Source organism: Streptomyces sp. NBC_00876, from assembly GCF_045207435.1.
GTDB lineage: Bacteria > Actinomycetota > Actinomycetes > Streptomycetales > Streptomycetaceae > Streptomyces.
Window position 1 is genome coordinate 8,044,054 of the sequence record NZ_CP108800.1, and the last position, 12,652, is coordinate 8,056,705.

Genomic DNA, 12,652 nt, shown 5'->3' on the forward strand with positions numbered 1-12,652 from the left:
GAGGTGCGAGGTGCGGACGTGAGAGGGACGGTCTCCAGGTGATCCACGAGGTGGACGACGTACTTCGGTCCCTGATCCGGGCGGAGGTGCTCGAGGGCGGCCAGATCGCCGTGGTCTTCGACGCACCCACCAGAGAATGGGCGGCCAAGGTCAACGCCCCCATGGTCAACCTCTACCTCTACGACATCCGCGAGGACATGCGACGCCGGGAGCGAGGCCTGCACAACGAGTACGACGAACGGGGCGCCATCGTGTCGCGGCGCCGCCCGCCCCGGTACTTCAAGCTGTCGTACCTGATCACCGCGTGGACGAAGCGCCCGGAGGACGAGCACCGGCTGCTGTCCTCCCTGCTCGCCTGCCTGCTGGCACACGAGGCACTGCCCCCGGAACGGCTGACCGGCTCCCTCGCGGACATCGGAGCCGCCGTACCGATGTCGATCGCGCTGCCGCCGCCCGAGGACCGCTCGTTCGCCGATGTGTGGAGCGCACTGGGCGGCGAGCTGAAACCCTCGCTGGACCTGGTGGTCAGCGTGCCCGTGACCGCCTCGCCGACATACACGGCGGGCCCGCCGGTGGGAGACGAAGGACTCCGGGCACACTTCGGCGACATACCGCCGCTCGCGGAACCGCTCCGGCAGCCGATGCCGGGACGCGGCGGGCTTCCGGTGTACGGGAACCACCCCGGCCGCCCGGCATCCGCGGCCGCAGCCGGCTCCACGGAGCCCCGCCGCGGCCTCTCGCTCCGGATCACCGAGAACCGCGCCGACCAGGACGGCCGTACGGAGGACCCCACCGCATGACGCCCCCGGGCCACCCCGACGACGACCCGAACCTGCGCCACCTGCTCGCGCGCGCGGTGGGCGTCGAGCAGCGCATCCGCCACGCGGTCGAGGTCCGGCAGCGCACGGATCCGGACCCGGAGGACGAGTTCCGGGGGCTGTACCTCACGGCGGAGAACGTGGCGCGGCTGCTGGACGAGGACGGAGTACGGGGCTTCCCGGAGCCGGTGCCGGGGGACGGCGACCTGTCAGGGTACGCGGCCTCCCGTCTCACCACCCTGGAAGCCGACTTCGGGCTCACCGCACTCGACATCGAGATCCTCGTCATCGCGCTCGTACCGGACCTGGACGACCGCTTCGAGGCGTTCTACGGCTACCTCAACGACGACGTGACCCGCCGCCGCCCCTCGATCGGCCTGGCGCTCGGCCTGTGCGGGCTGTCACCGGCCGACGCGGTGGCACGGGGCCGGCTGGCGGCGCGCGCCCCGCTCCGGGAGGCGGGCCTGCTCCTGGCCGAGGACCTGGACCGCCCGTTCCTGAGCCGCGCACTGCGCGTCCCGGACCGGGTCACCGCGCACCTCCTGGGCGACGACACGAGGGACCCGCGCCTCGCCGACCTCCTGGCGCCCTGGCACGCGGTGGCGGGCGTGGGCGATCCGGCCCCGCTGGCCCGGGTCCTCGCCGGAGGGCTCCCGCTGGCCTACCTCAGCGAGGACCAGGGCGGGGCGGGCACGGCACTGGCCGCGTCGGCGCTGACGCTCGCGGGCCGCGGTGTCCTGGGCCTGGACCTGGCCCGGCTGTCGCAGGACCCGGCGCCGGCCGACGCGGTACGTTCCCTGGTGCGCGAGGCACGCCTGACGGGCTCGGGCCTGGTCTGTGCCCCGCTGGACGCGGTCTCCCGCGAACACCCGCACCTGCTGCGGCTGCTCACGGCCACGCCCGTCCCGACGGTCATGGTGGGCAGGGCGCCGTGGGACGCGTCCTGGTCGACGATCCCGCCACTGCTCCTGCACGCCCCGAGGGTGGAGCCGTCGGCACGCGGCACACTGTGGAGCGACGCGTACGAGCGCACGACTTCGGCGTCTGTCCCGGCAGGGATCGACCCGGACCACCTGCTGGCCCCTTTCCTCCTCACCCCGGAACAGGTCACCGGCGCCGCCCGCAGCGCCGCCCAGACGGCGCAGCTCGACGGCGGAACCCTCACCCCCGACCACGTACGCCAGGGAGCCCGCGCCCAGAACGCGGCCGGGCTGGACCGCCTGGCCCGCCGCATCGAACCCGCTGTCACTTGGCACGACCTGGTCCTCCCACCCGACACCCACGCCCAGCTCCGCGAACTCACCGCCCGCGCCCGCCACCGCGACCGGGTCCTGGGGGAGTGGGGCATGCGACCGGGCGGCGGCCGGGGCCGAGGCGTCTCGGCCCTCTTCGCAGGCGACTCCGGCACGGGCAAGACCATGTCGGCGGAAGTGATCGCGGCCGACCTCGGCCTGGACCTCTACACGGTCGACCTGGCCACGGTCATCGACAAGTACGTCGGGGAGACCGAGAAGAACCTGGAACGCATCTTCACGGAAGCGGCGGGCGTCAATGGCGTCCTGCTCTTCGACGAGGCCGACGCGATCTTCGGCAAGCGCTCGGACGTCAAGGACGCGCACGACCGCTACGCGAACGTCGAGAGCGCGTACCTCCTCCAACGGATGGAGTCCTTCGACGGCCTGGCCATCCTCGCCACCAACCTCCGCGCCAACCTCGACGACGCCTTCACGCGCCGCCTGGACCTGGTCATCGACTTCCCGGTCCCGGACCCGGAACAACGCCTGGTCCTCTGGGAGCGCTGCCTGGGGACAGTGCTCCCGCGCGGCACGGACCTCGACCTCGCGTTCTGCGCCGAGAACTTCGAGCTGGCGGGCGGCAACATCCGCTCGATCGCGGTGACGGCGGCGTACCTGGCGGCGGACACGGGGGGTGGGGTGACGATGGCGACGCTGATCCACGCGATCCAGCGGGAGTACCAGAAGCTGGGGCGGCTGACGCTGGCCTCGGAGTTCGGGCCGTATCTGGCGCTGGTGCAGGGGTGACGAATGCCGCGGGCGTGCCCTTGCGCGGACCGATGGCTGCCGTCACCGTGGACGGGTGGGCGGGCTGAAGACAGACGGTCCGCCGCCGTACTAAGACAGGAGCCGGTGTGACCGCATCGTCCGTTCTGCCTCATGTCCTGCATGGCGACGGCCCGCACAAGGTCATCGCGGTACACGGCTGGCTCGCCGACCGCTCCGCCTACGACCCCGTACTGCCGGATCTCGACACCGGTGCGTTCCAGTACGCGATCGTCGACCTCCGGGGATACGGCGAGGCCAAGGGCGCGGACGGTACGTTCACCACGGCGGAGGGGGCCGACGACGTACTCGCGCTGGCCGACCTGCTCGGCTGGGACCGCTTCTCGCTGATCGGCCACTCGATGGGCGGCTCCGTCATCCAGCGGACGCTGGCCGCCGCGCCCCATCGGGTACGCAGGATCGTCGGACTGTCACCTGTCCCCGCATCCGGCCTGCCACTGCCTCCCGAGCAGTGGGAGCTGTTCGCCGAGGCGGCGCAGAACCCGGACAACCGCCGGGTCATCCTCGACAGCACCACCGGTGGCCGGCGTCCGGCGGCCTGGCTGGATCGCATGGTGCGCCGTTCGGTCGAGTGCAGCGATGCGAAGGCGTTCCGTGCCTGGCTGGACTCCTGGGCGAGCGAGGACTTCCACGACCGGATCGACGGTTCGCCCGTACCGGCCCTGGCGGTCGTGGGGGCGTTGGACCCGGCCCTCTCCGCCGACCTGCAGCGTGCCACGTGGATGCGCTGGTTCCCCCGCGCGGAACTGGTGGAGCTGCCGTCGTGCGGCCACTACGCGCTGGACGAGGCTCCGCTCGACGTGATCCGCGTGATGGAGGACTTCTTGCGGGGGGATGCGGATGCGGAGGACGGCGAGGCCAAGGCGTGAGCCGCGCCCCCTCCCCATCCTCCGCCACGGACGTCTTCGACCCGAGGCAGTACGCGCGAGGCATCCCCCACGACCGCTACCGCCACCTGCGCGACGACCACCCCGTCGCATGGCAGGAGGAGCCGGAGGTGCTCGGCTGGCCGGCGGGCCCCGGCTTCTGGGCGGTCACCCGGCACCAGGACGCCGTCCGCGTACTCAGGGACTCGGCCACGTACTCCTCGTACCTCGGCGCCACCCAGATCCGCGACCCGGACCCCGCAGACCTGCCGTTCATCCGCCGGATGATGCTCAACCAGGACCCACCGCACCACCGACGACTGCGCACGCTCGTCAGCCGCGCCTTCACCCCGAAACGCATGGACCGCTTCGAGACGGTCGTACGTGAACGCGCCCGCTCCCTGCTCACCCGGGCGGTCGCCGAAGCACGGGCCGGCGACGGCACGTGCGACCTCGTCACCCAGGTCACGGACGACTACGCCCTGCTCAACCTCACCGACCTGCTGGGCATACCCGACACCGACCGCGCACTCCTGCTCCACTGGACCCAACGCGTCATCGGCTACCAGGACCCGGACGAGGCGGGAGCGCCGGCACTCGGCCCGGACGGCAAACCGGTCAACCCTCGCTCCCCGGCGTCACTGCGCGACATGTTCGCCTACGCGCACGCCCTGGCGGCCCACAAGCGACGGCACCCCGCCGACGACGTGATGACGGCTCTCGCCACGGACCCCGAACTGACGGCCCCCGAGCTGGAGATGTTCTTCTTCCTACTGGTGGTGGCGGGCAACGACACGGTACGCAGCGCGGCCCCCGGCGGCCTGCACCTCCTGGCCGAGCACCCCGAGGAGTACCACCGCCTGCGCAACGGCGAGGTGGAGTTCACCACCGCCGTGGACGAACTTCTCCGCCGCCACCCGCCGGTCCTGACCTTCCGCCGCACCGCGACGCAGGACACGGACCTTGCGGGTACGCGTATCCGCACGGGCGAGAAGGTGGTGGTCTTCCACGCCTCGGCCAACCACGATGAACGCGTCTTCCCCGACCCGTTCACCCTGGACCTCTCCCGGTCCCCGAACCCGCACATCTCCTTCGGCGACGGCCCGCATGTCTGCCTGGGCGCGCACTTCGCACGCTTGCAGCTGCGCGCGCTGTACGAGGAGGCGTGCCGGGTGCTCCCGCCTGGCCACCTCCGCCTCGCGGCCCCGCCGCGACGCCTGGTGTCGAACTTCATCAACGGGGTGAAGTCGTTGCCCGTGCGGGTGGTTGATGCGTGACGACTGGAGTCGGTTGGAACCCCGAAGGAGCCCAGCGGATCGATGCCGCCAACCTCGACGACGCTCTCGGGGCCGAGCGCTTGGAACTGGTGGGCGGCGGCATCCGCTCGATCGCAGTGACGGCGGCGGACACGGGGTGGGGTGACGCTGATCCACGCGATCCAGCGGGAGTACCAGAAGCTGGGGCGGCTGACCCTGGCTTCGGAGTTCGGACCGTATCTGGCGCTGGGGAGAGCGGCGGGCCGGCGTTCAGCAGATCACTACGAGATGTCCGTCGAAAAGGCGGTGACAGTCTCCGACTCGCCGTCCAAGGATGCAGCGCCGTGGTTCGCTGTATCGATGTTCGTGGCTCAGAGAGTGTGCCATCGGGTAAGCCGTGCATCCAGCCGTGTCCTCAATTCGCTGTAGTCGTTATCTGGAAAGATTTCCTCCAGAAAATCGATTGATTCCTTCAGTCCCAATCCAATTGTTTCGAAGTTGTAGTGCTCGGGCGGCACGTCGGCGAACAGGTACTGCCAATAGTAGATTCCACGGGTAATCAACAGGCGGTCCATGTATTCTGCGTAGTCCAGATCCAATTTCAGACTTCCGTAGGTGGTATTGAAATACCAGACCTCCGGATTCTCGACTCCATCCTGGAGGCGGAGTGCAGAAAATGTTCCCACTCCGCCGTAGAATTGACTGTCAAATACTCGAAAATCCGCATGAAGCTCGCGCTGGTCCTCCGGCCATCCTTCCTGCGTCAGCCATGCCGGAGCTCCGCCAATAATCGCGTCAAGAAGTTGAACCAGACGGAATTCGCCCGCCAAGGATTCTCTTTCTCCGACCCCGCACCAGTAGGTGCCCAACCCGTTGTAGCGATGGAAAGCGCGTTTGAGAGAGGGAGCCAGCGTTCTGGTTTTGAGCTGTTGCAATACATTGAATGCATTGTCTGCGTCACCAAGGAAGTCGCCGAGTGGTCCCTCTTCGTGCTCCAGGATGCGGATCTCGCTGCAGTCGGTGATCTCTTCGATCATTCTGAGAAGTTTTGCCTCGAATTCCAACATCACCGGATGTGTATCCCATCATTCGGTCTACGATTCTTGATTCAGTCCCATCGGATTATTCCGCGGGATTCCAGGTCGGTGAACTTATCCGCAAAATCTGGCCACTTCACCGTGAGCTCGGTGATGCCGGAATATGGGCGGCCATTCTTGATGGCCTCTCCCATCTTGTGCTTCTTTGGAAGCCCCAGTCGGAGCGCTGCGGCTGTCGCCCCCTCCTTGTTTATTCGCCAGAGGTTCAGGGTGGGTGGATCCTGTTCATCGGAGTAGGATCCACTCATGCTCTTGGCGGTCCATTTCCCTTCGGATCTTTCGTATCCGCCCCATTCGACGCCGAGCTGGTGAGGGAATGCGTCGTCTGGGAATTCTCCATTCTGGCTCTTGTGGTACGTCAATTCGCTCACTCGATACCAGATTATCTTCTCCGTGCCATCCGGAGGTGGCTTGAGTGCGCTCTTTGCGGGATTCTCTGCGGCAATGAGGAACAGGGGATTGTTTACGAATCCGCGGGCGGGGACGAGATTGGAATCAGTAGCGAAACCGCCAAGGAAGTCCGGAAGCAGATGCATTTTGACCCAGGCGGTTTGGTTCGCGCCCGTGTTGAGTGTTTTCATATACTTCCAAACATTGTTCACTCCATCATGCTTCTTGTGTTTACTTGATGGCTCTCCCTTTGAATCGTTGTTGATGTAGTGTGCCGTAAATTTCGTCGCGATCACGTGATCCGTGAACGGAGGAAGTATCGGCGCAGGTATGGGTGCGATCATTCCGGGGTCGTGCTTCGCCAGGGCGACTGCCAATTTGTCGAGCAGGCCGACCAGGGTCTGGAGGTGTTGCTGTCTCGCTGCTCCCGCGCTGGCTTCAAGTGTGTCCTGTGCGGTTTTGACGTCGTCATGCCTATTGGTTGCGTCGATGTGTGCTTTGCTCTGAACCTCGCGCCCAGTGGGTTCATCACACTTATCTATGTCCTCGCGCCAGTCTGAGAGGAATTTCTCCATGGTGAGGGGAGTGCTGTGGATCATGAGCTTTGCATTTTGCTTATTGTCGGAAAAGTTTAGAAGGTGCCCATCGCCGGTCTCTGTGCTGAACCGCTTTTTTGGCAGGCGAATCGTACCGTCTTCCTTCCCTTCCTTACCCTTGCCATCCTTACCCTTGCCTTTGAGTTTTCTCCAGAGGGCTTTGCCCTTCTTGACTATGAAGTCGACGATCTTGTCGATGGCGCGCCCGACGGGCTTGCCCACCGCATGGAAGACGCTCTTGACCTTGTTGGCCAGGCCGCCGATGCCCAGCAGTGACGCAAGGAACCCGATCAGCAGTGGCACGCTCGCCGCGAGTGCGGCCTCGACCATCTTCGGGACGCCGGCCTTGCCGCCGTTGGCGATGGCCACCACTGCGTCGAGGACCGAGTTGACGAACTCCACGATCTGGGAGCCCTGGTTCACGATGAATGTGACGATGTCGATGATTCCCTTGACCGCGCGGACGAAGGCGGAGGCGGGGTTGAGGAGGGAGATGATCCAGGTGATGCCCGCGACGATGACTGTGGGGATCAGGTAGCTGGTGAGCTTTTCCAGGATCGTGGCCTTGAGGTCGCCCGCTTCTTCCTTGATTTCCTCGAACGCGCCGGCCGGGCCCTCCCGGGCGATCTTCTGGGCGACCGGGACCGACGTCTCGACCGCCGCCATCGCCTCGTCGGGGACACCCTTGCGGGTGACGCGGGCTTTGATGTTGTCCCAGGTCAGGCCCAGCAGTGAGCCGATGAGCTGGATGATGCCCTTCAGGTCGAACTTCTGGGGGAGATCCAGACCCGCCTTGACCGCGGTGCCGAGCAGCCAGGAGACGACGCCGGTCTTGAGGTGCTCCGCGATGTTCGTGACGAAGAGGTTCAGGCCCGCGCCGACCGCCGAGACCAGGTTGCCCAGGAAGCCGATGGGGTCCTTGATGATCTTCATGATGGCGCCGGCGGCCTTGGCGAGGATGCCCAGGAGGAGGTTCTTCAGTTCGTTGATCGTCTTGATCGCGCCGACGATCGCGTCCTTCGCCTTGTCGATCAGGCCCTTGTTGGCTTCCTGGAGCTTCTTGATCTCCTCGTCGATCTTGTTCAGTGCGGCCGTGTACTTCGACGCGAGGTCCTGGACGAGCTGTTCCGACTTCTCGTTGACCGTGGTTTCCAGGTCGTCGAATTTTCCGGCGAAGTCCTTGGCCGCGTCCTCGCCGAACTGACGCAGGTCCGCGGGGAGTTTGTCGACCTCGGCCTTCAGCTCCGTGCGGCCCTTGGCGATACGGGCCTTGGCCTTGCCCAGTTCGGCGCCGATGATGTCGGCCACCGACGAGATCACCGTCTGCATCTGGGCCACGTATAGCTTGCGGGCCTCCTGGTAGAGGTCGTTCGCCGCCTGGGGCAGGCCGGCGAACTTGTCCTTCACCCAGCGGGCCTTGCCCGTCCAGCCCGAGTACCGCTTGTCCTTGTACTTCTTCATCCGGCGCTTGTGGTCCGCCGTGAACGCGTCCCTGGCCGCCTTCTCGCCCGCGGTGAACGCCGTGTCGACCTTCTTGTCCAGGTCCGAGAGCGTGGTCTCGACGTCCTTCTTCGTTCCGTCGTAGACCTTCTGAAGCTTCGCGGTGACCTCGGCGCGCTTCCTCTCGTCCTTCGACTTCGTCTCGCCCTTACCGCCATCCACCTTCTGGCCCGCCTGCGCCCGGGTGGCGGTGAGGGTGGACATGGCGGCCGCACCGGAGGCCGCAGCGCCTGCCTTGGCGATGTTCAGCTGCTGGTTCTCGGCCGCTTGGCCCTTGGCGGGGGCCTTCGCGGAGTCCGTCTCTGCTGTCTTCTTTGCGGAGAGGGCCTCGTTGAACTCGGGTTCGTTGCCCTTGGCCAGCTGGTCCTCGGTGACCTCGGCGTCCGCCATCTCCTTGTCGTTCTGCGCCGGGCCCTCGGAGAAGTCCGTGACCGAGGCCGGTTGCTTGTCCGGGATCGCGTCCGCTGCCGGGGGAGCGCCGGGGTTGCCGGGCGGCTGGTCCGGGGTGAGGGGGGTGACCGGCTTGTCCTTGGCGGCCGAGGTGTCCGGTGGTGCCTTCGTCGCCGTGTCGATGTCCTTGGCCGAGGACTCCTTGCCGTCCGTGACCTTCCCGTCGACCTCCGCCTTGACCTTCTCGGCCTTGCCCGACTTGGAGAACTTGTCGGCCTCGTCGAGGTTCTTCGGCGCCTGCGCGTCGATCGCCTTGTTCACCGCGTCGACGAACGCCTTCTTGTCGAACTCGCCGGGCTTCGCCGCGTTCATCTTCTCCGCGTTCGCGGCCTTGCCCTGGGCTTCCTTGTCGTCCGGAGGCGCAACCGCCGCGTCCTGGGACGCCTTGGACTCCGCGGCCGCGGGCGGGTGGACGGCGATCCGCGTCTTCTTCGCCGCCACGGCCGCCTTCATGCTGCGGAACCCGGGCGCCTGGGCCGGCGCCGACTTCACCGGGGCCGTGTAGCGCTGCGCGACCAGGCGGGACACCGCCGCGTTGCCGGCCGCCCGTTGCAGGCGCTGGATGCTTCGGCGGTCCGGGGCCGGCGAGGGGGAGGTAGGGGCCCGGTCCGTGCGGGGAGCGGCCTCGGTGCGGGCCGGTGCGGTGGAGGTCTTCTCCGGAACCGCCTTCATCCGTCCCTCCCGCCAGCACAGCTCCGCCCGGACGTGGTGTGTCAGGCTGCCGCGCGCGTACCGGCCAGGTGGAGCGTGCGCGCGCCGCGGCCGGGGCACGTCCGCGTGGTGCGTCGGGTGCCGCCGGATTGCCTCTTCGGGCAGCCTCCCGTGCACGGCGGGGCGGCCGAGTATCCGTTCCCGGTGATCGCGTGAGTGGCGAGAATCGTTCGCGGCCCCGGCCGTGGAACGGGTCGAGGAGCAAGTCGAGGAGAGCGTCAAGGAGAGGCTTATATGCCGTCGTACCTGTCCCCGGGCGTCTACGTCGAAGAGGTCGAGTCCGGATCCCGGCCGATCGAAGGGGTGGGCACCTCGGTCGCCGCCTTCGTGGGCTTCGCCCAGCGGGGTCCGTTCGACGAGCCGACGCTCATCACGAACTGGAGCCAGTTCGTCAGTACCTTCGGTGACTTCGTCGACGGTACGTACCTCGCGTCCGCCGTCTACGGGTTCTTCGCCAACGGCGGCGGCATCTGCTACGTCGTACGGATCGGCGACGGGACGGACTCCGTCGCCGGCGGTGAGGACGGGGAGCTCGCTGCGGGGGCCGAGGTCCAGATCGGGCCCTACGCCGTGAAGCCCCGGCAGGGCGTGGCCGGGGAGATCACCGTGGAGGTGGCTCAGGCCGAGGGCGACGATCCGCCCTCCGACGTCTTCCAGCTCATCGTGAAGCGGGACGGGCAGGTCGCGGAGACGTATCCGGCCGTCACCACCAAGCGCAGCAAGGAGAACGTCGCCACCCGGGTCAACGCGAAGTCGGAGCTCATCGAGATCCGGGAGTCGGGGCGCGGCGCGGCCCCCGCCCGGCCCGACATCCAGACGGTCGCGCTCGCCCCCGCGGCCCCCGCAGCGGGCGGCGCCGGTGCGCTGGCTCCCGAGGTGTACGTCGGTGACGCCGACCGTCGCACCGGGCTGGGCGGGCTCGAGGCGGTGGACGACATCACGATGATCGCCGTGCCCGACCTGATGGGCGCGTACGAACGCGGGCTGCTCGACCTGGAGTCGGTCATCGCCGTCCAGCAAGGGCTCATCACGCACTGCGAGCTGATGGGCGACCGTGTCGCCATCCTCGACCCGCCGCCGGGACTCTCACCTCAGCAGGTCAGGGGCTGGCGCACGGACCGGGCGAACTTCGACTCCAAGTACGCCACGCTCTACTACCCCTGGATCAGCGTCGCCGACCCGGCCTCCGGCCGCGCCACCCTCGTACCGCCGAGCGGGCACATCGCGGGGATCTGGGCGCGCAACGACGACACCCGCGGTGTGCACAAGGCGCCGGCCAACGAAGTGGTGCGCGGGGCCGTGGCGTTGCAGACGCAGCTGACCAAGAACGAGCACGATCTCCTCAATCCGATCGGGCTGAACTGCATCCGGTCCTTCCCCGGGCGCGGCATCAGGGTGTGGGGTGCGCGGACCCTGGCCTCCGACCCGGCCTGGCGCTACCTCAATGTGCGCAGGCTCTTCAACTACCTGGAGGAGTCGATCCTCTCCGGCACGCAGTGGGTCGTCTTCGAACCGAACGACGATGCGCTGTGGGCACGTATCCGGCGCACGGTCTCCGCGTTCCTGGTGAACGAGTGGCGCAAGGGTTCGCTGTTCGGGCTGACACCGGACGAGGCGTTCTACGTGAAGTGCGACCGGGAGACCAACCCGCCCGAGAGCGTCGATCTGGGCCAGGTCATCTGCGAGATCGGTGTCGCACCCGTCAAGCCGGCGGAGTTCGTGGTGTTCCGGCTCTCCCAGCTGACCGGCGGCACCGGCGGCGTCGACGAGTGACCGGCACGCCCACCACCGGATCAGTGACCGGTCCCTTCCCGGACCTGGCGTAAGGAGCCTGTTGTGCCACTTCCCGATCTCGACAGTTCCGTCGGGCATTCCTTCGGCCTCGAGTTCGACAGCGTCATCATCAAGCAGATCACCGAGATCAGTGGTCTGAAGATGGAGCAGGACGTCATCGAGCTGAAGCAGAACACCGCCGACGGCAAGTACGCCATCAAGAAGCTGCCAGGCCGCCCCAAGGCCGGTGAGGTCACCGTCACGCGCGGCCTCACGGAGGACAACAGCTTCGAACGCTGGATCAGGGACTCGCGGTTCGGCCGCATGACCAACGCCCGCCGCAACGGCGCGGTCATCGTGTACGACTACGAGGGCCTGCCCATCAAGCGGTACAAGCTCATCAACGCCTGGCCCAAGTCGCTGGAGATCGGCACCCTCAAGGCGGGGGACACCTCCGTCCTGACGGAGAAGCTGGCCATCACGTACGAGAGCATGGAGCTCGACTGATGCGGCGTACGGTCCAGTTCCAGGATCCCACCGAGCGCGAATCCGCGGACCGGGCCGGTGCGGGACGGCCCGAACCGCTGCGGACGGAGTTCCCCTTCGATCTCCCGCGCGGGTACGTCGACGAGTCGGGCACCGTGCACCGCACCGGCGTGATGCGGCTCGCGACCGCCCGCGACGAGCTGGTGCCGCTGCGGGACGACCGGGTGCGGGAGAACTCCGCGTATCTGTCCGTCGTCCTGATCTCCCGTGTCGTCACCCGCATCGGCACGGTCGAGGACATCCACCCGGGTGTCATCGAGGACCTGTTCGCATCCGATCTGGCGTTCCTCCAGGACTTCTACCGGCGGATCAACGCCGAGGGGCACACCCGCGCAGCGGTCACCTGTCCCTCCTGCCAGGAGGAGTTCGCGGTGAATCTCGCCGGCGGTCGCCTGGGGGAATCGTGACGTACGCGGCCGACCTGCTCTACGAGGAGGTCGCGTACCTCGCCTACCACTTCCACTGGCCGCTCGATGACCTGCTGGACCTGGAACACCCGGAACGCCTGAAGTTCGTCGCACAGGTCGCTCGCCTCAACGGGCAGTAGCCAGGAGCACAGAGGAGGACG

General features: G+C 67.4%; 10 protein-coding genes. 8 read left to right on the forward strand and 2 right to left on the reverse strand.

Going from position 1 to position 12,652, the window contains the following annotated elements; translation table 11 throughout:
• Positions 1-38: 38 nt before the first annotated feature.
• The 4 genes from OG782_RS35075 to OG782_RS35090 all read left to right on the forward strand — a co-directional run bounded on the left by OG782_RS35075 (position 39) and on the right by OG782_RS35090 (position 5,042).
• Complete coding sequence (locus tag OG782_RS35075; protein ID WP_406458049.1) at positions 39-800, forward strand: DUF4255 domain-containing protein; 762 nt, start codon at positions 39-41, stop codon at positions 798-800.
• Entirely contained in the window at positions 797-2,860 is a 2,064-nt protein-coding gene (locus OG782_RS35080; protein ID WP_406458051.1) for an ATP-binding protein, read from the forward strand. The genes OG782_RS35075 and OG782_RS35080 overlap by 4 nt, the downstream gene beginning before the upstream one ends.
• Before the next feature lie 107 nt (positions 2,861-2,967).
• Complete coding sequence (locus tag OG782_RS35085) at positions 2,968-3,768, forward strand: alpha/beta fold hydrolase (RefSeq protein WP_406458053.1); 801 nt, start codon at positions 2,968-2,970, stop codon at positions 3,766-3,768.
• A complete protein-coding gene (locus tag OG782_RS35090; protein WP_406458055.1) occupies positions 3,765-5,042 on the forward strand; it encodes a cytochrome P450 in 1,278 nt (425 codons plus the stop codon). The genes OG782_RS35085 and OG782_RS35090 overlap by 4 nt, the downstream gene beginning before the upstream one ends.
• 350 nt (positions 5,043-5,392) lie before the next feature.
• Here the strand turns inward: OG782_RS35090 and OG782_RS35095 are convergent, their stop codons facing one another.
• Both OG782_RS35095 and OG782_RS35100 read right to left on the reverse strand, forming a co-directional pair.
• On the reverse strand, positions 5,393-6,058 hold the full coding sequence (locus OG782_RS35095; protein ID WP_406458057.1) for a hypothetical protein: 666 nt from the start codon (positions 6,056-6,058) through the stop codon (positions 5,393-5,395).
• A gap of 71 nt (positions 6,059-6,129) precedes the next feature.
• Positions 6,130-9,726: a hypothetical protein gene (locus tag OG782_RS35100; protein WP_406458059.1), complete on the reverse strand. Its 3,597-nt coding sequence runs from the start codon at positions 9,724-9,726 to the stop codon at positions 6,130-6,132.
• Between the two features lie 273 nt (positions 9,727-9,999).
• On the opposite strand from OG782_RS35100, the gene OG782_RS35105 reads away from it, so the two are divergent.
• From OG782_RS35105 to OG782_RS35120, 4 genes are all read left to right on the forward strand, one after another.
• A complete protein-coding gene (locus OG782_RS35105; RefSeq protein ID WP_406458061.1) occupies positions 10,000-11,538 on the forward strand; it encodes a phage tail sheath family protein in 1,539 nt (512 codons plus the stop codon).
• A gap of 63 nt (positions 11,539-11,601) precedes the next feature.
• A complete protein-coding gene (locus OG782_RS35110) occupies positions 11,602-12,045 on the forward strand; it encodes a phage tail protein (RefSeq protein WP_406458063.1) in 444 nt (147 codons plus the stop codon).
• Positions 12,045-12,491: a hypothetical protein gene (locus OG782_RS35115; protein WP_406458065.1), complete on the forward strand. Its 447-nt coding sequence runs from the start codon at positions 12,045-12,047 to the stop codon at positions 12,489-12,491. Before OG782_RS35110 ends, OG782_RS35115 begins: the two co-directional genes overlap by 1 nt.
• Positions 12,488-12,631: a DUF6760 family protein gene (locus tag OG782_RS35120; RefSeq protein WP_018099790.1), complete on the forward strand. Its 144-nt coding sequence runs from the start codon at positions 12,488-12,490 to the stop codon at positions 12,629-12,631. The genes OG782_RS35115 and OG782_RS35120 overlap by 4 nt, the downstream gene beginning before the upstream one ends.
• The last annotated feature ends 21 nt before the right edge of the window (positions 12,632-12,652 follow it).